At 60.1% G+C, this 22,642-nt stretch carries 22 protein-coding genes; 7 read left to right on the top strand and 15 right to left on the bottom strand.

The window, feature by feature from the left end:
- Positions 1-144 precede the first annotated feature (144 nt).
- The 12 genes from AC6FTP_RS17940 to AC6FTP_RS17885 form a co-directional block, all read right to left on the bottom strand.
- Positions 145-714: a DUF3997 domain-containing protein gene (locus tag AC6FTP_RS17940; protein ID WP_497208285.1), complete on the bottom strand. Its 570-nt coding sequence runs from the start codon at positions 712-714 to the stop codon at positions 145-147.
- Positions 711-1,415 (bottom strand): hypothetical protein, encoded by a 705-nt coding sequence (locus AC6FTP_RS17935; RefSeq protein WP_497208284.1) that lies wholly within the window; start codon positions 1,413-1,415, stop codon positions 711-713. Before AC6FTP_RS17935 ends, AC6FTP_RS17940 begins: the two co-directional genes overlap by 4 nt.
- 522 nt (positions 1,416-1,937) lie before the next feature.
- Positions 1,938-3,419 carry an NADH-quinone oxidoreductase subunit N gene (locus tag AC6FTP_RS17930; RefSeq protein ID WP_497208283.1) on the bottom strand — a complete coding sequence of 494 codons (1,482 nt, stop codon included), beginning with the start codon at positions 3,417-3,419 and terminating at the stop codon, positions 1,938-1,940.
- A 6-nt stretch (positions 3,420-3,425) separates the two neighbouring features.
- A complete protein-coding gene (locus AC6FTP_RS17925) occupies positions 3,426-4,970 on the bottom strand; it encodes a complex I subunit 4 family protein (RefSeq protein ID WP_497208282.1) in 1,545 nt (514 codons plus the stop codon).
- A 12-nt stretch (positions 4,971-4,982) separates the two neighbouring features.
- A complete protein-coding gene (nuoL, locus tag AC6FTP_RS17920; RefSeq protein ID WP_497208281.1) occupies positions 4,983-6,893 on the bottom strand; it encodes an NADH-quinone oxidoreductase subunit L in 1,911 nt (636 codons plus the stop codon).
- A 200-nt stretch (positions 6,894-7,093) separates the two neighbouring features.
- Entirely contained in the window at positions 7,094-7,411 is a 318-nt protein-coding gene (gene nuoK / locus AC6FTP_RS17915; protein ID WP_497204002.1) for an NADH-quinone oxidoreductase subunit NuoK, read from the bottom strand.
- Positions 7,408-8,007 carry an NADH-quinone oxidoreductase subunit J family protein gene (locus tag AC6FTP_RS17910; protein WP_497208280.1) on the bottom strand — a complete coding sequence of 200 codons (600 nt, stop codon included), beginning with the start codon at positions 8,005-8,007 and terminating at the stop codon, positions 7,408-7,410. The genes nuoK and AC6FTP_RS17910 overlap by 4 nt, the downstream gene beginning before the upstream one ends.
- Before the next feature lie 5 nt (positions 8,008-8,012).
- Positions 8,013-8,558, bottom strand: coding sequence for a NuoI/complex I 23 kDa subunit family protein (locus AC6FTP_RS17905; protein ID WP_497208279.1), 546 nt, complete (start codon positions 8,556-8,558; stop codon positions 8,013-8,015).
- A 12-nt stretch (positions 8,559-8,570) separates the two neighbouring features.
- The gene (locus AC6FTP_RS17900) at positions 8,571-9,785 is read right to left on the bottom strand and encodes a complex I subunit 1/NuoH family protein (RefSeq protein WP_497208278.1); all 1,215 of its coding nucleotides are present in this window, start codon (positions 9,783-9,785) and stop codon (positions 8,571-8,573) included.
- A 131-nt stretch (positions 9,786-9,916) separates the two neighbouring features.
- Positions 9,917-10,528 (bottom strand): lysophospholipid acyltransferase family protein, encoded by a 612-nt coding sequence (locus AC6FTP_RS17895; RefSeq protein WP_497208277.1) that lies wholly within the window; start codon positions 10,526-10,528, stop codon positions 9,917-9,919.
- A gap of 9 nt (positions 10,529-10,537) precedes the next feature.
- Positions 10,538-11,176, bottom strand: a complete 639-nt coding sequence (gene cmk, locus AC6FTP_RS17890; protein ID WP_497208276.1) for a (d)CMP kinase — start codon at positions 11,174-11,176, stop codon at positions 10,538-10,540.
- Between the two features lie 79 nt (positions 11,177-11,255).
- Complete coding sequence (locus tag AC6FTP_RS17885) at positions 11,256-12,290, bottom strand: hypothetical protein (protein ID WP_497208275.1); 1,035 nt, start codon at positions 12,288-12,290, stop codon at positions 11,256-11,258.
- A 134-nt stretch (positions 12,291-12,424) separates the two neighbouring features.
- Between AC6FTP_RS17885 and AC6FTP_RS17880 the strand changes: the two genes are divergently transcribed.
- A complete protein-coding gene (locus tag AC6FTP_RS17880; RefSeq protein ID WP_497208274.1) occupies positions 12,425-14,122 on the top strand; it encodes an exosortase/archaeosortase family protein in 1,698 nt (565 codons plus the stop codon).
- A gap of 6 nt (positions 14,123-14,128) precedes the next feature.
- On the opposite strand, the gene AC6FTP_RS17875 is transcribed toward AC6FTP_RS17880, so the two are convergent.
- Positions 14,129-14,854 (bottom strand): YebC/PmpR family DNA-binding transcriptional regulator, encoded by a 726-nt coding sequence (locus AC6FTP_RS17875; RefSeq protein ID WP_497208273.1) that lies wholly within the window; start codon positions 14,852-14,854, stop codon positions 14,129-14,131.
- Positions 14,855-15,022: 168 nt separating this feature from the next.
- Here AC6FTP_RS17875 and AC6FTP_RS17870 point away from each other — a divergent pair, with 168 nt between their 5' ends.
- Positions 15,023-15,199: a hypothetical protein gene (locus AC6FTP_RS17870; RefSeq protein WP_497208272.1), complete on the top strand. Its 177-nt coding sequence runs from the start codon at positions 15,023-15,025 to the stop codon at positions 15,197-15,199.
- 150 nt (positions 15,200-15,349) lie between these two features.
- Here AC6FTP_RS17870 and AC6FTP_RS17865 read toward each other — a convergent pair whose 3' ends face one another.
- Positions 15,350-17,212 carry a hypothetical protein gene (locus AC6FTP_RS17865; RefSeq protein WP_497208271.1) on the bottom strand — a complete coding sequence of 621 codons (1,863 nt, stop codon included), beginning with the start codon at positions 17,210-17,212 and terminating at the stop codon, positions 15,350-15,352.
- 293 nt (positions 17,213-17,505) lie between these two features.
- On the opposite strand from AC6FTP_RS17865, the gene AC6FTP_RS17860 reads away from it, so the two are divergent.
- From AC6FTP_RS17860 to AC6FTP_RS17850, 3 genes are all read left to right on the top strand, one after another.
- Positions 17,506-18,534: an acyltransferase family protein gene (locus AC6FTP_RS17860; RefSeq protein ID WP_497208270.1), complete on the top strand. Its 1,029-nt coding sequence runs from the start codon at positions 17,506-17,508 to the stop codon at positions 18,532-18,534.
- Between the two features lie 112 nt (positions 18,535-18,646).
- Positions 18,647-19,687: an SAM-dependent methyltransferase gene (locus AC6FTP_RS17855; RefSeq protein WP_497208269.1), complete on the top strand. Its 1,041-nt coding sequence runs from the start codon at positions 18,647-18,649 to the stop codon at positions 19,685-19,687.
- An 11-nt stretch (positions 19,688-19,698) separates the two neighbouring features.
- Positions 19,699-20,442: a tetratricopeptide repeat protein gene (locus AC6FTP_RS17850; protein ID WP_497208268.1), complete on the top strand. Its 744-nt coding sequence runs from the start codon at positions 19,699-19,701 to the stop codon at positions 20,440-20,442.
- A 1-nt stretch (position 20,443) separates the two neighbouring features.
- Here the strand turns inward: AC6FTP_RS17850 and AC6FTP_RS17845 are convergent, their stop codons facing one another.
- On the bottom strand, positions 20,444-21,448 hold the full coding sequence (locus tag AC6FTP_RS17845) for a hypothetical protein (RefSeq protein ID WP_497208267.1): 1,005 nt from the start codon (positions 21,446-21,448) through the stop codon (positions 20,444-20,446).
- 146 nt (positions 21,449-21,594) lie between these two features.
- Here AC6FTP_RS17845 and AC6FTP_RS17840 point away from each other — a divergent pair, with 146 nt between their 5' ends.
- Positions 21,595-22,173, top strand: coding sequence for a SixA phosphatase family protein (locus tag AC6FTP_RS17840; protein WP_497208266.1), 579 nt, complete (start codon positions 21,595-21,597; stop codon positions 22,171-22,173).
- A 171-nt stretch (positions 22,174-22,344) separates the two neighbouring features.
- Entirely contained in the window at positions 22,345-22,614 is a 270-nt protein-coding gene (gene rpsN, locus AC6FTP_RS17835; RefSeq protein ID WP_497201669.1) for a 30S ribosomal protein S14, read from the top strand.
- Positions 22,615-22,642: the final 28 nt, after the last annotated feature.

Below are 22,642 nucleotides of genomic sequence, written 5' to 3'. Positions count from 1 at the left end.
GCCAACCAATTTGCGATCCAGTTCGGGTCGCGATTTTTTTGATTGAGCGCATGCGCTCAATCAAAAAAACAACCCCAGACCAAAACATAACCAAAGACCCGAAACACAAACTTTCGGACACGCCCGGAGGTGAACGTGAATCAATCACTTCGGCATCGGCAGGAATGGATCAGGCGTGCCTTTGACGTTTTCTGAAGCGGCTGGGGGACCATGTAGCTCGGCAAAGTCGTGTGGTGGGATGAGTTTGATAGAGTCTGGAATGCCAAGTTGACGACGCTTGGCGGTGAACTCTCCTTCGGAGAGCGGGCCAAAGACCTCGGTTTTTTGGGTGTCGAGAATCCAGTAGTCGGCGCTCTCGGGATCCAGCTCATCAAAGGTGATGTTGGGATCTTCGAGGAACGTCTTCCGGGTGTCCTGGCGCTTGGCGAGGATATAGCGGCCATCGGTGGCACAAGCGGTGACCACGGTAGGAATGATCGGGGTGCCTTCGCTGTAGCCGTGTGGGGTGATCATATTCTGAAACGCCGATGTTCGGAACACCCAGTAATCTCCGGCAAGATGGGCGGAGTAGTCGAGATGTCCGGGCCCGGGAAATGAGAAGCCCTTCGTGGACATCTGCCAGATCAGCCAGCCGCTGAAAACAACCGCTACCACTATCGTCAAGAGAACGGCGATAACGAGACCTTTCAGGATGGCGTTCAGTAATCGCTTCATGGTGAATTGGCAGTCAGTGTCTCTGACAATCTTGATTCCACATCCAGCACTTCGATCTTGTCCCAGAATTGACTGGCAGGATTTCGGGTCATAGACTCGGGCAGGCTGAGTTCATCTCCTGATCGCGTGGTTTTCACTGGCACGAGGCTGCCATCATTCAACCCGACCAATATGACCCCACGATGCCAGGTGCGTCCTCGAATTGGGCGACGTTCTGAGCCGACCACCCATTTTGGAGGCCACGTTGCTTTGAGAGCGTTTTCGAAGATCAATGGTTGAGTGGGATGACTATGAGAACTGAGAGCACCGAGCATCATCCAGTGGTTCTCTCCCGGGCCGACCGCTTTCTCAAAGTTTGGTGCTTGTCCGTGATCTCTATCGCCATAGAAGGGGCTGATCTCTCCGCCAAAGATTCGTTCATCCTCGACGACACCCTGGGATAGCAGGCCGCGAAAAGCTTTGTTCGCCGATCCATGGTAAGCGCCGAAGCTGTCGGGATAGCGACTGCTGTTGTCATTCGCAAAGACTCGAAGGGCGAAGAGGATGGACTGGCCTTTGCGGGCTTGTCTTTGCTGATAAGTGGTGTTCAAGACCTCATTGCAGAGAGGCTGCCACATCAATGCCCCGACAAGTGCCAGGAAGACAATGACGCCCCACTGGAGCCGCCGCCATCCCTTCTTTGATCGTTCGGGTTCGTTCATTTTCTCATTTCACCATGTTGACCCGGGCGAAGGCAAGTTCGCGGTCGTGAATGGGAAGGGGAGTTTGGCAAGCACAGTGTGAAGCTCAGGAACAGTCAGCCCTCCCGCTGAAACGAAGGATCATGGATGTTAGCCAGTAAAGCCAAAATCCTGAGGTGTAGCAAAGTGCAACGTACACCATCCATGCATTGCCCGTGCTGTGACAAAAATAGGCCACCACCATTCGCAGCAGAACCATCAGGTCGAAATATAGGGCAATTTGTAGCCGCCAGTCTCCAGTCGAGCAAAGGCATGGTAGCAAAATAAGCTGAAAGGGCACGCCGACGATCAATGATACAGCCACATGATGGAAGTTCCAAGGCTGTGGGGAAGCGGGATCAGGAGGCGATTCAGGGCCTGGGCGAGTCATGGAGCGGTTTGACTCGTTCGTGAAAGAATTGCACGAAACGAGGGCGCTTAACACCAAGCTTTAGAGAGCCATATTCACGGCTCTTCAAACTTAACCGGCTTCCTGCATCAGAATCAATGTGCCTTCACGGCCACCGGCGCGTCTTTGACCAGGATCTTCTGAAGCGGCTTCGGATAGGCGCCGAGGACGATGATCGCGAGGGAGAGGACGATGGCTCCGACTTTGGAGGCGGTGTTGACGGTGAGGGGCTGGGAGGCGAGGCCGCTGTCGCTGCTGTGGATGGCGACGATGGCGCGGAAGTAGTAGTAGAAACCGGCGGCGGCACCGATGGCGGCGCAGACGAGGGCACCCCAGTAGGCTTGGTCGGCGAGGCTGATGAAGACGAAGAGTTTGCCCATGAAGCCAGCGGTGAGCGGAAGGCCGGCGAGGGAGGCGAGGGAGATCGTCATGGCGAGCGCGAGCAGCGGGGAGCGTTTGCCGAGGCCGCGGAAGTCGCGGATGTCTTCGCCGCCGCCATTTACGCGGAGGACGGCGAGGACGAGGAAGGCGAGGACGGTCATGGGCAGGTAGGTGCCGAGGTAGAAGGCGACGATGCCGCCGGAGGACATTTCACTGCGGATGCTGTCGTGACAGGCGAGGGCGAGCACGAGGTAACCAGCATGGCTGATGCTGGAGTAACCGAGGAGGCGCTTCACGCTCTGCTGGAACATGGCGGGCAGGCTGCCGAGGAGCACGGTGAGGGCACCGAGGATGAGGAGGAGAGCTTTGACCTCGGAACCGATGATGGAGCCCTCGACGAGGAAGGCATCGACGACGCGGGTGAGGACGACGAAACCGGCGGCCTTGGAACCGACGGAGAGGAAGGTGGTGACGGGGATGGGTGCGCCCTGATACACGTCGGGCACCCAGCTTTGGAAAGGGGCAGCGGCGACTTTGAAGCAAAGTCCGGCGAGGAGGAAAGCGGCTCCGAGAAGGGCGGGGCCTTTGGCGGTGCCTGCGCTGGTGAGGGCGTGGGAGATGCCTTCGTAGCTGAGGCTGCCGGTGGCTCCGTAGGTCCAGGCGATGCCGAAGATGAGGACGCCGGTGCTGAGAGCGCCGAGGATGAGGTACTTGACCCCGGCTTCGAGGGCGAGGCTGCTTTTCCGGGCAAAGGCGACGAGGACGTAGAAGGAGACGGTGACGAGTTCGAGCGCGACGAAGACGGTGACGAGGTCCTGAGCGGCAGCCATCCACATCATGCCGGAGCAGACGATGAGCGGGATGCTGAAGAGCTCAGTCACGCGGCCATCGACGGTGTATTTGCTGATGTAGGGGGAGCACTCGTGGGTAAGCCAGAGCACGATGAGGGTGATTACCAAGGCGAGGCCTTTGTAAAACATGGCCAGGGAGTCGAGCGCCATCCAGGGGCGGAGGAAGCCGGGGAGGCTGGCGGTGTCGCTGCTGACGACGGTGAGGAAGAGGATGAGCGCGAGCGCGGCACCAGCGATGCTGATGGCGGCGATGGTGCGGCGGGAGATGTCGGGCGCGAAGGCCTCAAGCATCAGGAGCACGAGGCCCAGGATGGCGAGGAAGGCTTCGATGGTGAAGACGGACATAAGGAATCAGTGGGCGGTTCCGGCGGCGGCCTTGGCGGCACCCTGGACGGCGGTGGAAGCAGCCTCGGCCACGGTGGCGAGGTCGGTTTTCATGAGGCCAAGAAGCAGCCAGGGGCAGCAACCAGCGATGAGCAGGACAGTGGCGAGGAGGATCAAAGGAACGCGCTGGCTGAAGGCGGGGTCCTTCATGAAGTGACCGGCGGCGGCGGTGCCGTGGAAGATGCTGCGGTAGGCGCGCAGCATGTAAACAGCGGACATCACGACGCCCCAGAGAGCGATGGCGACGGTCCATTGAAGCGGGCCGAAGTTGGTGACACCCCATTCGGTGAAGCAACCGATGAAGACCATGACCTCACCGGCGAAGTTCGCGAGACCGGGAAGGCCGATGGAGGCGAAGGTGCCGAAGGCGAAGAGGACGGTGAAGACCGGGGCATGGGAGCCGAGGCCGCCGAGTTTGCTCAGCTCAAGCGTGCCGAGCTGGCTGCGGAGGCGTCCGGCGAGGGCGAAGAGAAGAGCGATGCTGACGCCGTGGGCGAACATCAAGAGCACGGCACCACGAAGCGCGATCTCGGTCCCAGCGGCGAGGCCGAGGAAGATGTAGCCCATGTGCATCACGGAAGAGTTGGCGAGGACATCATCAAGGCGCTTCTGATGGATGGTGACGAAGCCCATGATGAGGATGTTCCCCAAGAGCATGTAGAGCAGAGCCTGCTGCACCCATTCGGCCTGGAAGCCCTGCGGCAGGAGAGGCAAAGCGATGCGGAGGAGACCATAGAGGCCAAACTTTTTCAGCACGCCGCTGTGCAGCATGGCGACTGGAGTCGGCGCGGAAGCATAGGCGGGAGCGGCCCAGGAATGCAGCGGGAAGAGGGAAACGAGTGTGCCGAAGCCGAGCAGAAGCACGAAGGCCATGGTGGCCTGCTGCGCGGCAGGCAGCGGGCTGGCGGCGGCCTGGGCGCGGAGGGCGTGGAGATCGAAGGTGAGCTTTTCACCGCCGCTGAACTCGAGCACGACCCAGGCGAGTCCGGCGAGCAGGACGAGGCTGCCTGCGCCGAGATAGACGGTGGTTTTCCAAGCGACGGCTTTGCGATGCTCGTCATCGCCATGACCGTAGTTGGCGATCATGAGGAGGGTGGGGATGAGCGCGAGTTCGTGGAAGGCGTAGAGGAAGAAGACGTCGGTGCAAAGGAAGGCTCCGAAGGCTCCACCCGCGATCAATTGCGAGGCGATGTGGTAGATGCCGGGCTTCTCCGGGCTGATCTGCCAGACGGCCGCAAAGGTGACGAGTGCGGTGAGAAGGGCGAGGATGAGCGAGACACCATCCGCACCGACGGCGAAGGCGATGGCGGGGTTATCCAGCACGACGCGGGCGCTTTCATAGGCAAAGCCTGCCTTGCCAGCGGAGGCGGATTTGAACTGCCAGACGAGGCCGAGGACAATCAGCAGATTCAGGACAGCGGTGCCGACGGAGGTGGCACGAGCAGGGGCACCGAGCCAGACCGCGAGGGCGGAGAGCAGGGGCAGGAGGATGACGATTTCGAGGGGACTCATTCCGGGAGGAGATCAATGACCCATCTGGGGCAGGACGAAGACGGCGAGGTAGATGACGAGCAGCAGACCTGCGCCGAGGAGGAAGGTGTAGCCCTGGAGATGGCCACCAGTGAGCACACGAGCGGCGGAACCGAGGCGCTTGGCAGCAAAGGCGGGCAACCGGGCGAAGATGCCATCGACAAAGATGCGCTCCAGACCGGTGACGACCCAAGCGACGCCGTCTTGAAGCACTCTCACGAGCACGGCGTAGATTTCATCGAAGTAGAACTTGTTGGCGAAGACCTTGGCGAGGGATTTGGAGGCGAGCGGGTCGCTGTCTTTGCCGCGATAGAGGACGAAACCTGCGCCGGAACCGATGAGAAGAGCCAGGATGGAAGCGATGAGAACGGTGCTGTGGGTCTCGGCGTGGTGGGGCTTGAGAGCTTCCAGCATGTTGGCGGCCCAATCCCATGGAGAGATGACGGTAAGGACGGCGAGGAAGACGAGTGGCAGAAGCATCACGATCGGGGCCTCGGTGGCGTGATGAGCGTGCTCGGTGCGTGGTTTGCCGAGGAAGGCGATGACGAACATGCGCGTCATGTAGAAGGCGGTCAGCAGGGCCGTGGCGACACCGATCCAGAAGAGTGGGGAACCGCCGGGGACCTCGAACGCGACACCGAGGATGGCTTCTTTGCTCCAAAAGCCGCTGGTGATGTAAGGCACGCCCATGAGTGAAGCCGTGCCGATGGCGAAGGTGACAAAGGTGACGGGCATGTGTTTGGCCAGGCCGCCCATCTTCCAGATGTCCTGCTCGTGATGGCAGGCATAGATGACGGCACCGGAGCCGAGGAAGAGCATGGCTTTGAAGAAAGCATGCGTGTAGAGGTGGAACATCGCGGGATGGCCGGGAGCGGCGGCATCGTGATGGCCGGTGGCCTGCATGGCGACGAGTCCGACCGCCATGATCATGTAGCCGAGCTGGGAAAGTGTGGAGTAGGCGAGCACGCGCTTGATGTCGTTTTGCTGCGTGGCGATCAGCGCGGCCATGAGGGCGGTGATGCCACCGATCCAGGCGATGGTGGTGGCGGCGTCGGGTGAGGCCTCGATCACGAAAGCGCAGCGGACGAGCATGAACACGCCGGCGGCGACCATAGTGGCGGCGTGGATGAGGGCGGAGACGGGCGTGGGGCCTTCCATGGCATCAGGAAGCCAGACGTGGAGGGGGAACTGCGCGCTTTTGCCCATGGCTCCCATGAAGATGCCGAGCGCGGCGATCATCATGAAGGTGGGGTGCAGCTTCGCGGTGTCATGCATGGTGCCCTGCGCGAAGCTGTCGTGCAGGCCGGTGAAGCTGACGTCGCCATGATTGGCCATGAAGAGCATGAGGATGCCGATCATGAAGCCGAAGTCGCCGATGCGATTGGTGAGGAAGGCTTTCTTCGAGGCTTCAGCAGCGCTGGGTTTCTCAAACCAGTGACCGATGAGCAGGTAGGAACTGAGGCCGACGAGTTCCCAGAAGATGAACATCATCACGAGGTTCCCCGAGAGGACAATGCCGGTCATGGAGAACATGAAGAGGGACAGCGCGCCGAAGAAGCGCTCCTTGGCTTCGTCGTCCTTCATGTAGCCGACGGAGAAGAGATGCACGAAGAGGCCGATCGAGGTGACGATGAACATCATGCCACGGCTCTGCTGGTCGATCAGGGCATCAATGGCGACGCGGAACTTGCCGACTTCGATGAAGGGCAGGAGCATCGGGGCGGCATCCTTGGTGCCGAGCAGCATGAGGCTGATGAGGAAACAGATGGCCGCCGAGAGGATGGAGATCATCACGCAGGCACCTTTGAGCATGCGATGGGCAAGCAGGATCACCAGCGCGGAAAGCAGCGGCAGGAGTAGCAGCAGCGTCGGCAGGCTGGATGAGGTGGATTCCGGATCGGGCATGAGCGGGGAAAAGAGAACTTAGGCGGCGGGCGAGGCTGGGAATGACGAATGACGAAGCTCGAATGACGAAAGAATGACGAAGGTCGAATGACGAAGGGCTTCAAAAGCACCTAGGCTTCTGATTTGGGCATTCGTAATTGGGGTTTCTTTCGTCATTCGGATTTAGGAATTCGTCATTGAGGGGTGGGGCAAGCAGGAAGCTACCCTTGCAGCTTCGTTACCGCCTCAACTTCGACGCTTTGTTTCGTGCGGAAGAGGGCGACGATGATGGCGAGGCCGACGGCCACCTCGGCGGCGGCGACGGTGATGGTGAAGAAGACGAGGGCCTGCGCGGTGTAGTCAGGCAGGCCGTCGGTGACACGGAAGCGGGAGAAGCCGACGAGGGCGAGGTTCCCGGCGCTGAGCATCATCTCCAGGCACATGTAGATGATGAGGATGTTTCGACGGGCGATGACTCCCGCGAGCCCGAGGGCGAAGAGGATACCGCTGACAACGAGGTAATGATTCAGGGTGATCATGGCTGCGCGGCCTCCTTGCTGTCACGTTTGCTAAGTGCCACGACACCGACGGTGCCCACGAGGAGCAGCAGGCCGACGACTTGCAGATGGAAGGCGTATTTGGAGAAGAGCGTCTCCCCCATCAGCTTCGCATCCGGCAGAGTGCCTGCCTTGAGGTCGCGGGAGATGGTGGGGATGTTTTCCTTGCCGCGTGCTTCCCACTGAGCGCCGGTTTTTTCCAGAGAAAGAGCAGCCTGCTCTGATGACAGCGCGCTGATGGAAAGCTGGCTGGAGACGGTGGCGATCTGCACGGCCAGAATGGCGGCGATGACGACACCTGCTGCGATGGCGGCGTAGTTCGTCCGGGTTGCCACGGACTCGGCCTTGATGTCCATGAGCATGATGATGAAGAGGAAAAGCACCATCACCGCGCCTGCATAGACCAGCACTTGCAGCGTGCCGATGAAGTAGGCCTCCAGGCTGATGAAGAGTGCGGCGAGTCCGACGAAGCTGACGGCGAGAGATAGGGCGCTCGTCACTGGATTACGCGCTAGCACCACATTCAGGCCAAAGCCGAGGGTGATGAGGGCGAAGAGGTAGAAAAGAAGGGGAGGCATCGAGGCTACTTGAGTTCGTTCCACTTGTTCACGAGACCCACGCGCTTGCCGCCGATCTCATAGAGGCGTGCTTTGTCGTGGACCATTTCCTGCCGGCTGAGTCCGGTGATGGCGTAATCTTTGCGGAGATAGATGGCCTGCTCGGGGCAGACTTCCTCGCACATGCCGCAGTAGATGCAGCGGATCATGTCGATCTCGAAGACTTTGGGGCGCTTCTCGACTTTGGCCCAGGGGTCGTCGCTGGGGATCTCGCCAGGGATGATTTTGATGGCCTTTGGCGGGCAGATGAACTCGCAGAGCTGGCAACTAACGCAGCGCTCGCGGTCCTGTTCGTCGGTGACGAGGGCGGGTGCACCACGGTAGTAATCCGGGAGCTGGCTGTCCCACTTCTCCTCAGGATACTCCATGGTGACCTTCGGCTTTTTGCCAGCGATCTGGAGGAAGGTGCGGAGAGCATGCCCGAGGGTGATCTTCAGCCCTTTAAAAAGGGTGGAGATGAACATCTTCTCGTGCCAGGCGAGCTTCGGACGCTGAACAATGATGGTAGCCATTCGGGGGGAGATTTATTTCAATGGAACCCAGATCATGAGGACGGCGGTGAGCAGGACGTTCGCCAGCGCGACTTCGAACATGAACAACCAGCCGAATTTCATCAGTTGGTCGAAGCGGAAACGGGGCAGCGACCAGCGGATGAGGATGAAGAAAAGGATGAAGCCGATGACCTTCGTCAGGAAGGTGGCGACGTGGAGGAGGCCGAGCCAGAGCGGGGTGTCACCAGGGACGAAGTTCAGGTGCAGCCAGGGGGAGAAAGGAATGCTCCAGCCACCGAGGAAGAGCGTCACCGCGAGGCCAGAGCCGATGATCATGGCGGCGTATTCACCCATGAAGAAGAGGGCGAACTTCATGGAGCTGTATTCGGTGTGGTAGCCACCGACGAGTTCGGTTTCGCACTCGGCAAGGTCGAAGGGAAGGCGGTTCGTCTCGGCAAACATCGCCACGGTGAAGATGATGAAGGAGATCATCATCGGAATCCAAAGCACCCAGCGGCCCAGAGTGAGACCATCGCCCCAAAGGGGAAGGATCAGCCAGCCGTGCGCATCCTGGAAGGAAGCGATCTTGCCGAGGTTCAGTTCGCCGAAGACCATGAAGACCGGGATGATCGAGAGGCCGAGAGACAGCTCATAGCTGATCATCTGCGCCGAGGAGCGGACACTGCCGAGGAAGGGGTATTTGGAATTCGAGGCCCAGCCGGCGAGGACGATGCCGTAAACGCCGAGTGAGGCGATGGCGAAGGTGTAGAGCGGGCCGACATTGAGATCAGCGATCACGGCCTGCACTGGGATGGAGGGCAGGGCAGGGAGTCCGAGAGCAGTGATGAGGCCGTTCAGATCGGCGATGGCGAGCTCGGAACCGAAAGGCAAGACGGCGCAAGTCAGCAAAGCGGGCACCACGGTCAGGCATGGTGCCAGCCAATAATAAAAGGTGTTCACGAACTTGGGCGTGAAGTCTTCCTTCAGGATGAACTTCACCCCGTCCGCCGCCGCCTGAAAGAGCCCGCCGATGCCGAGGATCTGGAGATCGCTTTTGAATCCGAGAAGGGTCAGAGGGATGCCGACACGGTTCGGGCCGACGCGATCCTGGATGATCGCTGAGAAGCGACGCTCGAAGTAAACGCAGACCGTGACCAGCGGCAGGATCACCATGAAGGTGAACCCAACGATTTTAACGAGGGCCGTGATCAGAAAAGCGAGGTCAATGTTGGCGAAGAGAGGTGCCATCAGGAGAGGGGGGCGCGGCATTATCAGGAGTGCTCTACGAGCAGCAACCCGAATTTGTGAAAAATTTCACAAGCTCCTTTCGATGGTGCTCGAAGGGCTGCTTGGCAACCCTTTCCTTGGCCTCTTCTCGATCACAGCGTCAGCCCGGCAATTCGGTGCATGACTTCATCCGCCAGAGTCTGATAAAGATCGCGACCATGAGCGGCGGCGCTGGAAAGGTCGGGCTGGTATTTTTGACCAACGACCAACGTGATGCTGGAAGGCCGGAGGAACTTGGCCCCGCGCGGATAGGCCTCGTAGGTACCGAAGATGCGCACCGGCAGGACAGGCGCGTTGGTTTTGGCCAAGAAGAGTCCGACACCGGCTTCAGCCTTCTGAAGCTGGCCGTCAGGGCTGCGGGTGCCCTCGGGGAACATGAGGATCTTTTTTCCTGATTTCAGCAGGCGGATGGTGGCCTTCAGGCTGGAAGTGTCCGGCTTGTCACGGTCCACCGGGATGGCCTGCCAGCTCCTCAGCAGCTTGCCCGCGATGGGATGATCAAAAAGGCTCTTGCGGGCAAAGAAGTAGAGCGGTTCATCGAAGGCCTGCCCGACGAAAGGTGGATCAAGGAAGCTGACGTGGTTGGCCGCAATGATGGCCGGGCCATCGAAGTGAAGGTTCTCGGAACCGATGACTCGGAAGTCGTAGAAGCCGCGCACGATAGCGCGAAAGACGGTGTGACCGAGCTGGTAGGAAAGGTTCATCGCTTGAAGTCAGGGTGTGGGCAGCTTGGCCAGGACTTGCTCGACTGCCTGCTCCAGGGTCAGGTGACTATTGTCGATGACCACGGCACCTTCGGGAATGATGAGCGGGGAGGTTTTCCGGGTGCTGTCCAACCGGTCACGCTCGGCGACCTGATCGGTGTGCCCCTGAGCACGGCGGCGGGCGGAGCGGACTTCCTCGCTGGCGTCGATGTAAAACTTCAGCGGACTGTCCGGGAAAACGACGCTGCCGATGTCCCGCCCTTCCATGACGAGCGGGCCTATCGCCGCGAGAGCGCGTTGCTCGGCGACGAGGCGATCCCGCACTTCGGACACGCGGGCGACATGGGAGACGGCGCGGTTCACCGGATCGCTGTTGAGGTCGGCATCGGTCAGCTGGCGGCCATTGACCTCCACCTGGGTCTGTCCGGCGACGACGGGGGACTGGATCTCGATGGCGGCGGAGGCTTGCCGCACGGCCTCGGCATCGGCGGGGTCGATCTGGCGGTCGAGCACGGCCCAAGTCATGGCGCGGTACATATTACCGGTGTTCACATAGATGGCTCCGCGACGTTGGGCGACGAGGCGTGCGACGCTGCTTTTGCCGGAGGCGGCGGGGCCGTCGATGGTGATGACTGGATGATCGGGCATGTAGGGGCGGATGCGTGTGGCGTGGCGGGCGGGATGGTCAAGCGGCAAGTTGGCCGGGGAAGGGGAAGTGAACCGTGCTTTACTTCGTTTTTTGGGTGCCCCACCAAGCCTCAATGGAGGGAATGTCAAAGAGCCGGAAGCGCTGCCCGACCCGCTTTTCAAAAGTGGTCTGAGCCTGCTTCACCACATCGAGCGAGGGATCGTCTTTGATGACCTTGAGAAGGGCTGCATTGGTCCCGGCATCCGTGCTGGCGCGCAGGAGGTAAGCGCAGCGAAGACGCACTTCCCAGGGCTGCTTGGCATCCTGCAGGAGTGTAGTGAGCTGGGCGGGCGTTAGGTCGGCCTCGGCGCGGACGGGAGTGTCTTTGAAGAGCTCCTGCAAAGGCAGCTTGTAGGCGGGGTCGATGCTGGAGCTGATCTCAAAGTAGGCCTGCACGCGGCGGAACTCTGCCTCGGAGGCATGGCGGAGATGCTTCAGCGCAGGGTCAAACATCGCCTCCACGATGGCTTGGAGAGATTCGCGAGCTCCGGTGGCGATGGCTTTGTCCGCGTAGTCGGTGAGTCGGTTGCGTTCCTTGAGCAAAATGAGCTCGCTGGTGGCGGGCGAGACCGAGGGCAGCATGGCGGCGACCTGGGCGGCATCTCCACTGCCGAGATTCTGGGCGTCTGCCGTGGGGACGAAGGATGACTGCTTGATGACCAGTGCCATGCGGTCCGCCATTTCCTGGAGTCGGGCCTGGGTGCCGGCGCGATCCTCGCTCTGCGCATCGATCTGACGCTGGAGCCGGGTGATTTGCTCCTGAGCGCGATCCAGATTCGACTGGAGTGCCGAGACATTCTGATCCGAAGTCACCGGGGGCGCAGATGCAGTTGCAGGAGCTGCTGCTTTCTCCATCGCCGCCGCTAGCGCAGGCTTCACCTCCTTTTGATAAAACCAGGCCGTGCAGATGGCGATCAACAGCAGGATGAATGTTTGTGCGATGATAAACGAAGACCAGCTTACCCGAGGCTGGCGCAGGTTTTTCTGCGGCTCGGGAGCTGCTGTGCTTGGCGATTTGGTCTCAAAAAGCAACCGAGACGTGATCTTGCCTCTCTCATGAGGAGTTTCGGGCATTTCGGGTTCATGGTTGAAGAGGTCTGGGGTGTCGCTCATACAAAGTTCGAATCGTGACTGGATACCATCTTGGCTGGAAATCCACCAGAGGATGGCACTTGTCTGGCACGAAGGGGGCCTTTACTCTCCGTCCGATGACTCGCCCCGAGCCCACCCCCTCTCCCCCGACTGCCGATCAAGAAAGAAGCCTGCGTTTGGTGATGCTCGGTCTGAGTGGCGTGATGCTGGTGATTTTGCTCGGCCTCTTTCCTTATCAACACTGGGACTTCCATGTTCGCAGTAGCATCATCGGCGGCATTTTGAGAAAGGCAGATCAGGACAGTGAATGGTGGTTCTGCCTCTTCGCCCCGCCTATCGTCGTGTGGCTGGTGTGGCGGATGAAAGAGAGCCTTGCCGGCCTGCCGGTGAATGGTTCCTGGTTGGGTGCCCCCGTGCTTGCTCTGGGTATGATCTTCTATTGGTTCGGCTACAAGGCGGACACCGCCTATCCTGGATACATCGCCGGGCAGTTCATCACCCTCGGACTCATTCTTCTCCTGGGTGGCGTCGAGTGGTTGAAGCGGCTCCTCTTCCCCTGGGCCTTCCTCGTATTCACCTGGCCCATGATCCCGCTGGAGTCCGTGCTCGCCCTGCCTCTGCGAATGATGACAGCCCAGGCCTCTGGCATCGTGCTCAATCTCATCGGCGTGCCCGTGTCCACGGAGGGCACTGGCCTTCATTCAGCCGCTGATCAGGTGCGCGGACTTGCCCAGGGCGATCTCTTCCAGCTCGATGTCGAGGAGCCTTGCAGCGGCATCCGTTCGCTGTTTTCCCTCCTCATGCTCAGTGCCCTCTACGGCTGGCTTTCGCTGAAGACCTGGCCCGCGCGCGGCATCCTCTTTGCCAGTGCCATCCCGCTGGCCATGCTGGGAAATCTCGTCCGCATGGTCCTGCTGGCGCTTGGGTCACTCTGGTTCGGCACCGAGTTCGCCATCGGGCGGAAGATCGGCGAGCATCAGGAGATGAGCTTCTACCACAGCATGGCGGGCTTTGCCGTCTTCGGTGTCGCCCTCGCAGGCATGTTTGCCCTTTGTACCCTGCTGGAAAGGAAGATGGAGAGCCGCGCTCGCCCTGCTGCTTCAAAGGCAGTCCCGCAGATGGCAGCACCGGCCACCCGTTCATGGCTGCATGTCGGCATCGCGGTGCTCATTCTAGGTGGAGGACTCGGCGTCTGCACGCTGACGGATGGCAGCTATCAGGTTGGCCCGCCTGGCATTTCTCTAGAAATGCCCAGCCTCCTTGGACCCTTTGTCAGCACGGACCATCCCATGACCTCACGGGAAAAAGATATCCTTCCTGAGGGAGTGCGCATCGAGCGACGCTTTTACACGAAGTCCGACCGCGCCATCCTGGCCACGATGGTGCTTAGCGGTGCTGAGAAACGATCCCTCCACTCTCCCGACTCCTGCCTTCCCGCGCAGGGTTGGAAGGTCAGCAGCCAGTCACTCGTCACTCTGCCTCTGGCGGAGCAGGAGATCACCGTGACTCTGATGAATATGTATCAGGACATCCAGGACAAGGAGGGGCGCCGCTCGCGTATCCGCGCCCTGAACCTCTTCTGGTATCTCGGTTCCGACGGCACCACCTGTGCCGGTTATCACGAGCATGTGCGCAAGACCTACGGCGACGCCTTTTTCAAGAACCTCAACCACCGCTGGACCCTGCTCACCTTCTTCGTCCCGCTTCAGGACAGCACCACGGGCATTGATGACCCCTACGCAGAACTCACCGCCCTGAAGGACGCCGAGGCCTTCATCCAGATGCTCGTGCCGAAGCTGCTGACGAAGGAGTAAACCCGCTCACTTCATCGCCGCATACACGCGGTGGACATCCGCGTTGCCATCCAGGTTTTGCAGGAAGTTCGTCACCTCCTCGCGCTGTTCCTCGCTGAGTTCTGGGTAGTCCTTCGGCTGGTAGTGCATCTCCGAGGTCGTTACATTCCACCCGGCGGCCTTCAGCGCCTTCGTCACCACATCCAGGCTTGTCGTCTGACAAAAGAATCGCGCGCCGATGTGCCCGGCGGCATCTTCTTCATCCAGCTCCAGCGGCTCCACATTGTCCGCCTCGGCCTCCAGCGCAGACACTTCGATGTCCAGGGTCTTGTCTTTGTGCTGGCCCTCGATCAGACCGCAGTGCTCAAACATCCACGCCACTGAGCCCGGCGTGCCCATGCTGCCGTTCTTGAAAAGCATCCGCACTTCCGAGGACGTGCGGTTGTTATTGTCCGTCAGGCACTCCACCATCACCGGCACCCGGTGCGGGGCAAAGCCCTCAAACATCACCGTCTGGTAGTTCACCGGATCACCGCCCACCCCGCTGCCCTTGGCGATGGCGCGTTCGATGGAATCACGAGTCACACTTTGCTTCCGTGCTGCCACCAGGGCGGCATAGAGGCGGGCATTCAGATCAGGGTCAGGGCCGCCCAGGCGCGCTGCCACCTGGATTTCACGCGTCAGCTTGCCGACGAGTTTGCCCTTCTGATCCGCGGCGAGTTCCCGCCATTTCTGTTTCCATTGTGCGCCCATGAGTTGTGTAAAAGTGAGCCCCAAGAGAAGACAAGCCCCGTGGGAAAGCAAGGCAGGACTGCTTCCCCTTCGTAGTTCAGCCTGCACCGGCAAAGCTCAGCCCTGGGCAAGATAAGACACGATTCCTGGGGCGTGGGCCGACAATCGGTGCTAATGACGGGTCCACATATGCCCCCACCCATCAACTACAACTTCGAGAAACGGAAACGCGAGAACGCCAAGAAGGCCGCCAAGCAAGCCAAAAAGCTCCGCAAAGAGGCCGCCAAAGCGAACCCGCAGGCAGCGGAGGACTCGGAGTCCACCGAACCACAGGCTGAGTCCACTGACCCTGCCACGCAGGCTTAACTCAAGCTCAGATTACAGTGCTAGAAAAGCTTCGTCCGTTGTGACGCAGGCGGGGCATTCTGCGATGCAGGATGTCAGGCAAATAGGGCTCACCATGCATTTGATCACACACACCATGGGTGAAGGGATCAATGCGGGTGCAGCGATGATTCACGGCTTCTCGAAACGCTTCCGAAGCTCGGTGAAGTAACGGCGCACCTGTTCCCTCCGTGAGGGAGGAAGAGCAGCCTCATCGAGGGCTTCTTCTTCGGCGGCGAGGGTCTCGGTGGCGATCTGGCTGGCGCTGCGGCTGGCGTCTTCTTTGCGCGCGCCGCCTTCGATGCTGCGGACGCTGGAGGCTCCGTCGTTGTTCTGCTGGGCGGCGACGACGTTTTGGTTCCCGGCTTTCTGCGCGTCCGTGGCTTCGGCGTTGAGGTCGGCTTTGCCCACGCCGGGGTCTTTGCCGCCGGGCATGGCGATGGCCATGGGCGGGCCTTCACCGGGGTTTTGTCCGGGCGGGCCGAGCATGAAGGCATCTGGCTTCTCGCCGGGCTTTTGCCCAGGGATGGGGGCGAAGAGCATGGGCTGGCCGTCTTTCGGCGGCTGTCCCTGCTGTCCGGGCGGCTGCTGGGACATCATCATTTGCTGCGGCTGGCCGGTGCCGGGCACAGGGTTTTGCTGCATCATTTGCTGCTGGCTCTGCTGACCGAGACCGGGGGGCTGCATCTGCGGCTGTCCTTGCTGGCCCGGCTGCTGAGGTTGGGACTGGCCGACCTTCGGGGTCTCACCTGCCTTTTGCTGCTGCTGGGACTGCGGGCTTTGCTGACCGGCGGCGGCCATTTCCTTCATCCCGCCAGCTTCGTTCTGGCCGGTGATGTTGCTGCCGGCATCGCGGAGCTGCTGGGCGAGTTTTTCGAGTTCCTTCTGCGCCTGCTCGCGGCGGGCCTGATCACGCATCTTCTCGGCGAGCTTTTGGAATTCGGCCCCAGCTTGGGCGGGCTGGGTCTTTTGCATCTGCTCGGCGGCGCTGAGGACGTGCTGACCGACGGTGCGGGTCTTGTCCTCCTTCTCGGCGCTCTTTTCGCTGTCCTTCAAAGTCTCGTTCAAGCGCTCGCGGGCATCGTTGGTGAGCTGAGGGGACTGGAGCTGCTGGGCGAGGGCGTCGGCGGACTTGGCGGTCTGGCTGGCGTTCTTCGCGGCCACGGCATCGCCGAGGTCGGCGGTGTCGGCGTGCTCGCGGAGGGACTGGATGAGTTTGTCGGAGGCCCAGGTGTCTTTGTCGGCAGCGAGACGGTCGGCGAGCTTCTCGGCCTCACGGGCGCGGCGTTCGAGGTCGGACATGACATCGCGGGTATCTTTGCCACCGGCTTTTTCGAGGTCTTCGGCGGTTTGCTTGAGGCTTTGCTTCAGCTTCTCCAGCGCGGCCTGCTCTTCGGCGTCGAGTCCTTCGAGCTTCTTCTTTTGCCAATCCGTCTGGGCGAGCTTCTCACCTTCTTTTTTGGCCACCTGCTCCATCTTTTCATCCAGCGTGAGCACCTCGGGCGCGGGATGCACGGCGGCGCTGATGAAGAGCCCGGCGAGCGCCAGCACAGGCGGCAGCCAGAGCCAGCGATGTGGCTGGAGGGGGAGATCGCGGGCGAGTGTGGTTTGTGCCTCGGGCAAAATCGCGCGCTGGGCGTCGATGTGGGCCTTCTGAGCCTCCGTGAGTGCCTGCTGCTGCTCGAGCCACCAGGCGGAAGCGAAGGCTTCACGACGACCGGCGGCCTGATCCCAAAGCGCGAGCACGCTGTAGCTGCCGGGCCTTTGCCAAAGGATGTAGGCCAGCGGCGCGATCAGCCACGCAGCGAGCGCGATCCACGCGAGGATGGAAAAGGCCTGACTGCCGCTGATGATGGCGACAAGCGCCAGCGCTGCGATACCACAGACAGCGATCCAAAGCGTGCGTCCCAGCCAGCCCAGCCAACGCCTAAACATCACTCGACGCGCGACCTGCTGCGCGATGGGCGCGAAGGTGATGTCGGTGGCTGCGGGCATGGCGGCATTGTGGGCAAAGCCGTCAAGGATGCGAGGATGAAATAAATGTTTTATGCCAATCGGAATCATTGCTGCTAGCCTACGTCTTGGGCCACTCTTGATGGCTTCAAGCGCAAGTGGCCAGGTGACGATTAGAAAGATGAAATTCGCAACCAGACTCCCAATCAATCGATGTTAGCAAATCCCCCACATTCCTTCTCCTTTTCACACCCAGGTGCATTAGGGACTGGAACCTGTAAAAGCAGTTTCCCCACAGTCGTGGCGAAGCAATGGAATGAAGCGCTGGTCATCACATGAGCATGCGCTTTGAGCTGCTGCATGTCTTGCGCACCATCGCATCGGTGGCCGTGGTGCTGCACCACCTGACCGCCATGGCAGAGCGCAGCTACGGAATGAGTTATCTCGGAGGCTTCTTTACAGCCTTTGAGTTTCGCGTGGACTTTTTCTTCGTGCTCAGCGGGTTCCTGGTGACGTGGGTTTATGGGGGGCGCGTAGGTGAGCCGGGCGCGGGACTGGCTTTCTTCAAGCGGCGTCTTCTTCGCCTGTATCCGCTGCTCTTTGTGCTCACGACACTGAAGCTCCTGCTCATGCTTGGCCCCGCAGCCGCGAGTGGGCGCTGGTCCAGCGAGTCGCTCGATCTTACTACGATCCTCGGCTCGTATCTGATGCTGCCGATGGAGCGCTATCCACTCATCCTGGCAGCATGGACTATCCCCTTTGAAGTGTTCTTCTACGCCATGTTCGCCATCGCGATGAGCACGCGCTGGCGGGTAGTGCTAGGCATCGCACTGCTCTGGATGATTGCGATCATCGTTCATGGAGCGCTCTATCCGAGTGCGCAGCCCCGGCAGACCTTTTTCCTGCTTCAGCTCAGTCATCTGCAACTCATGGCTGGTGTGCTCGCCGCGCTCGCGCTGAAAACCTTGGATCTGCGTGTCTGGCAGCGTCCCCTTCTTGCCATCGCGATCTCAGCCTTGGTGGCTCTGCCCTTCATCTATGATGCCTGTCTGCGACCGAATCCCCTGATGAAGCGACTTTATCTCGCCGCAACATTTGTGGCATTGATTGTCGGTTCAGCATTGTGGGAGCAGGCACGTGGACGAAGCCTGGCCCTCCCGCGTTGGCTGCACACCCTCGGCGATGCTTCATATTCGATCTTCCTGATGCACAGCCCGCTGCTTCTGCTCGGGCTGCAACAGCTCGCGCAACGGCAGCTCATGAGTAATGGCACACTCACCCTGCTCGCCCTGCTGACCGTGGTCGCTGGCGTGTTCTGCCATCGCTGGCTGGAAATGCCGATGCAGCGCAGGCTGGCAAACTGAGACTGTAAAGGCGGAGAGCCGCCATGAGGCTATCGTTGTCAAAGTGCACGGTAGTATTTTCACACTCTGATGAATCCAACCACCGGGGACAGCCGCATATCCGCTGATCCTCATGCTGAACGTCAACGACCTCCTCGCCAAAGACCTCCTGCCCGATGCGGTGATCCGCTTTGGCATCCGCCAACGACTCGCGGCCACGCTGAAGAAGCATCGGCAGCCGGACATCGAGTCGCAGAAGGCGGCGCTGATGCGGCACATCGCGGGCTTGAAGGCGAGCCCGGTGGCCATCGCCACGGTGGAGGCGAATGAGCAGCACTACGAGGTGCCGACACGCTTTTACCAGCTCTGTCTGGGCAAGCATCTGAAGTACAGCAGCGGCTTCTGGCCGGAGACGACAACGAGCTTTGATGAATCGGAAGCGATCATGCTGCGGATGACCTGCGAGCGTGCGGAACTCGCGGATGGTCAGCGCATTTTGGAGCTGGGCTGCGGCTGGGGCTCGCTCTCGCTCTGGATGGCCGAGCATTACCCGAACGCGCAGATCACGAGTGTCTCGAACTCACGCACACAGAAGGAGCACATCGACGCGGAAGCAGCGAAGCGCGGGCTGAAGAACCTGACGATCGTCACGGCGAACATGATCCACTTTGAAGGCGTGGGCGATGGCATCTTCGACCGCTGCGTGTCGGTGGAGATGTTTGAGCACATGAAGAACTACCAGGAGCTGCTGCGGCGCATCTCCACCTGGCTGAAGCCGGGCGGGAAGCTCTTTGTGCATATCTTCACGCATCGGGATACGGCGTATCACTTCGAGGTTCAGGGCGAGAACGATTGGATGGCGAAGTACTTTTTCACCGGCGGCCAGATGCCGAGCGATGATCTGCTGATCTACTTCCAGGATCATCTGCGGATCGAGGATCACTGGTGCGTGAGCGGGATGCATTACAGCCGCACCTCGGAAGCCTGGCTGACGAAGATGGATGAGAACAAGGCGGAGATCATGCCGCTCTTCCGCGAGACCTATGGCGAAGACCAAGCGGTGAAGTGGTGGGCCTACTGGCGCATCTTTTACATGTCCTGTGCGGAGCTGTGGGGCTACAACGGCGGCGAAGAGTGGGTCGTGTCGCACTATCGTTTTGTGAAACCGATCTGATTTTTTCTCTGATGAAAACGCTGCTCGTTTTGTTTCTGGCACTGAGCGCTTCATTGCGAGCTCAGGATGCAGTCACGCTGATCCGCCAGGGGGATGTGCATGACGTGAAGTATGAGGCGAATGAGGCGCTGAAGTATTACCTGCCCGCAGAAAAGCAGCAGCCGGGGAATGCTGAGCTGCTGGTGAAGATCGCCCGTCAGTATGTGTTCCGCATGACCAGCCTATCCACGGCGGCGGAGAAGCTGGCCTCCGCTAAAACGGCCCTGTTTTACTCTCAAAGGGCGGTCAAGATCGATCCCAAAAGCTGCGAGGCACAGCTGGGCATCGCCATCTCACTCGGGCGTATGGCGCAACTTCAGGGAAACAAAGAGAAAGTAGCCGCATCCCGCCCCATCAAGGAGGCGGCAGAGAAGGCCGCGAAACTGGACTCCAGAAACGACTATGCCTGGCACATCCTGGGCCGCTGGCATCAGGGCATCGCGGGAGCCAACAGCTTTTTGCTGGCCATCGCGCGCCTGGTTTATGGAGACATCCCAGAAGCCTCGAACGACAAGGCGGTGGAGTATTTCAAGAAGGCTATCTCCCTGCGTCCTGATCGTCTCATCCATCACATCGAACTGGGGAGAACCTATGCCCAGATGGGGAAAACGGAGGAGGCACGGCAACTCCTCGAAAAAGGACTCGCCATGCCCAACACGGAAAAAGACGACGCCGAAACCAAAGAGCGCGGACGCAAGACGCTGGCGGGACTCTGACTCAGCGAAGCTGCACGAGCAGCTCACGCATCCGCAGTTCAATGTTCAGCAGGCTGGCCTGCACCTGACCGAGCCATTGTTTATCCGTGCCAGCGGTGGACTGCTGGACGAGGCGGTCGGTGGCATTCAGCGCAGCGCTGAAGAGCGGGAGCGACTGCTCGAGATCGACGACGATGTATTGCCACGCGGACTTCTCCTGCACGGAGAACTGCTTCAGGACGTGAACGAGATGCGCGGAGAGATCAGCCACCGTGGAGAGAAGCTGGACGACGGCGGGGCGATTCCGCACCTCGTTGGTCTGTGTGAGCAGGCGCTCAAAGCGGCGGAGTTCCTGTGCAAGAGCGATGGAGCGCTTGGTGGGATCTTGGGAGAGCTTGCCACCTACATCGGTTGTTGTGGCGCGGGACTTTGGCTCATCGAGATCGGCCAAAGGATTGCCGGTGACTTCGGTGGGCTCGAAGGGGTCAGCCATTCCAGGAGCATGCAGAGCGGATGGCGCGTTGTGATCCGGGTCGCTTGAGGCGAGGAGGAAATGCTTTCTCCGGGCACGTGCCTGACGCAACTGCATGGCGTCTTCCTCGGCACTGAGTTGCCAACGAGGGGCGCTGACTCGTAGCTGGAGGTGCCAGGACTGAATGAGGATGCGCTGGGACTGCTCGTTGAACCACTCGAAGAAGAGCAGGTTCTTCAGCCCGGTGGGGTCAGGAAGGACATTGTCTGCGGAGCGGCTGCGGCGGGGAAGTTTTATGACACGGTTGGAGGCGGTCATCACTCCAGTGAATCCGATTTGGGCAAGTGACATCCAGGCCACGTCATCGAGGTCGGCGTTCGGGAGCGGATTGTGGAAGTCCACCCGGCACCCGGCGATGTCGCGCATGAAATTACCCACAAGCTCCACGCGCACTGGCTGGCCGAGCCCTGCGAGGTGAAGCAGGCCGGTCACAAGACCGGGCACTTCATTGGACAGATGGCCGCCGAGGAGAGAAGATTCGAGACAAAGGATCATTAGCGATTGTAAAATCTATAATGAGATGAAAGTTCCGGCAAGGCGCAAAGCGGCAAACAAGGCTTTGATTTCAGGATTTTTGCTCAGCGAGTCCCCTCATTGACACCCACCCCGTACAGTGCCACAAAGCGCGCCTCGTTTTCCTGATGAAGTATCTCACCATCATCCGCCACGCCAAATCGAGCTGGGATCAGCCTGGCCTCGCGGATCATGACCGGCAGATCAATGAGCGTGGCCGGAAGGCAGCTTCAGCGGTGGGAGCATTTCTCCATAAAACCTACTTTGGAGGCGCCGAAAGTCCGCCTTTGATTCTAAAGCCGGATCGTTTGGTCAGCAGCACCGCCCTTCGTGCCCTGAGCACCGCCCAGATCATGCGTGAAATCATGACTTTGCCGACAGAGAGCCTAGTCCTGGATTCCCGTCTCTATCTCGCGGAGGCCGGGCAGATTCTGGAAGTTGTCCGGGATCTCGATGAAAGTTGGCAGCATGTGGTGCTTTTCGGGCACAATCCAGGGATGCACGAGTTCGCCGAGCGCATCCTGGCTCGTGCCCATGTGGCAAAGATGCCCACCTGCAGCAGCGTGCTGATGGCAATGCCCACCGAATACTGGGGACTGGCTGAGTGGAGCACGGCCCAACTCATCGGCCACATCACGCCAAAGTCATTGGAGCGCCGGTTCCCGGAGCTTTATCAGGGGATTTCCCGCGCCGATGGCGACGATTGAGGTCCTTAGGCCTTCTGGAGGAAGGTGAAGACGACGACTCCGAGCAGGAGGAAAAAGGCAGCGATAAACATTCCGGTAAGCATAGCGGCGCGTCATTAATGCAGAACAAGCTGTCCGCCAGTGAAAATTTGCGTTGCAAATGTTCGAGGAACCGCCACTTTCGCCGCCCCTATGGCAAAAACCTGCTGGCTCGAGCGCGAAAAGCGCAAACAAAAAACTGTCGAAAAATACGCTAAGCTCCGCACAGAGCTGAAAGCGAATAAGGATTATGTGGGCCTCTCCATGCTTCCGCGCGACTCCAGTCCCACCCGTCTGACGAACCGCTGCCGCGTGACCGGTCGCCGTCGTGCTTACATTCGTCGCTTCCAGATGTCCCGTCTGACTTTCCGTGAGATGGCCAATGCTGGCCTTATCCCGGGCGTCACGAAGTCGAGCTGGTAAGCTGCGATCTTTCGCCGCAGACGTCATC

This window comes from Prosthecobacter sp., assembly GCF_044378005.1.
In the GTDB taxonomy this organism is placed as follows: Bacteria; Verrucomicrobiota; Verrucomicrobiia; order Verrucomicrobiales; family Verrucomicrobiaceae; genus Prosthecobacter.
This window is presented reverse-complemented; position numbering and strand designations above follow the sequence as displayed.

Coding starts and splice junctions, on each gene's coding strand:
- AC6FTP_RS17885 (WP_497208275.1), bottom strand. CDS start 12,290: ATGCCCGAAACTCCTCATGAGAGAGGCAAGATCACGTCTCGGTTGCTT.
- AC6FTP_RS17845 (WP_497208267.1), bottom strand. CDS start 21,448: ATGATCCTTTGTCTCGAATCTTCTCTCCTCGGCGGCCATCTGTCCAAT.
- AC6FTP_RS17895 (WP_497208277.1), bottom strand. CDS start 10,528: ATGAACCTTTCCTACCAGCTCGGTCACACCGTCTTTCGCGCTATCGTG.
- rpsN (WP_497201669.1), top strand. CDS start 22,345: ATGGCAAAAACCTGCTGGCTCGAGCGCGAAAAGCGCAAACAAAAAACT.
- AC6FTP_RS17875 (WP_497208273.1), bottom strand. CDS start 14,854: ATGGGCGCACAATGGAAACAGAAATGGCGGGAACTCGCCGCGGATCAG.
- nuoK (WP_497204002.1), bottom strand. CDS start 7,411: ATGATCACCCTGAATCATTACCTCGTTGTCAGCGGTATCCTCTTCGCC.
- AC6FTP_RS17865 (WP_497208271.1), bottom strand. CDS start 17,212: ATGCCCGCAGCCACCGACATCACCTTCGCGCCCATCGCGCAGCAGGTC.
- AC6FTP_RS17850 (WP_497208268.1), top strand. CDS start 19,699: ATGAAAACGCTGCTCGTTTTGTTTCTGGCACTGAGCGCTTCATTGCGA.
- AC6FTP_RS17855 (WP_497208269.1), top strand. CDS start 18,647: ATGCTGAACGTCAACGACCTCCTCGCCAAAGACCTCCTGCCCGATGCG.
- AC6FTP_RS17905 (WP_497208279.1), bottom strand. CDS start 8,558: ATGGCTACCATCATTGTTCAGCGTCCGAAGCTCGCCTGGCACGAGAAG.
- AC6FTP_RS17880 (WP_497208274.1), top strand. CDS start 12,425: ATGACTCGCCCCGAGCCCACCCCCTCTCCCCCGACTGCCGATCAAGAA.
- nuoL (WP_497208281.1), bottom strand. CDS start 6,893: ATGCCCGATCCGGAATCCACCTCATCCAGCCTGCCGACGCTGCTGCTA.
- AC6FTP_RS17870 (WP_497208272.1), top strand. CDS start 15,023: ATGCCCCCACCCATCAACTACAACTTCGAGAAACGGAAACGCGAGAAC.
- AC6FTP_RS17840 (WP_497208266.1), top strand. CDS start 21,595: ATGAAGTATCTCACCATCATCCGCCACGCCAAATCGAGCTGGGATCAG.
- cmk (WP_497208276.1), bottom strand. CDS start 11,176: ATGCCCGATCATCCAGTCATCACCATCGACGGCCCCGCCGCCTCCGGC.
- AC6FTP_RS17930 (WP_497208283.1), bottom strand. CDS start 3,419: ATGTCCGTCTTCACCATCGAAGCCTTCCTCGCCATCCTGGGCCTCGTG.
- AC6FTP_RS17900 (WP_497208278.1), bottom strand. CDS start 9,785: ATGGCACCTCTCTTCGCCAACATTGACCTCGCTTTTCTGATCACGGCC.
- AC6FTP_RS17910 (WP_497208280.1), bottom strand. CDS start 8,007: ATGCCTCCCCTTCTTTTCTACCTCTTCGCCCTCATCACCCTCGGCTTT.
- AC6FTP_RS17925 (WP_497208282.1), bottom strand. CDS start 4,970: ATGAGTCCCCTCGAAATCGTCATCCTCCTGCCCCTGCTCTCCGCCCTC.
- AC6FTP_RS17860 (WP_497208270.1), top strand. CDS start 17,506: ATGAGCATGCGCTTTGAGCTGCTGCATGTCTTGCGCACCATCGCATCG.
- AC6FTP_RS17940 (WP_497208285.1), bottom strand. CDS start 714: ATGAAGCGATTACTGAACGCCATCCTGAAAGGTCTCGTTATCGCCGTT.
- AC6FTP_RS17935 (WP_497208284.1), bottom strand. CDS start 1,415: ATGAACGAACCCGAACGATCAAAGAAGGGATGGCGGCGGCTCCAGTGG.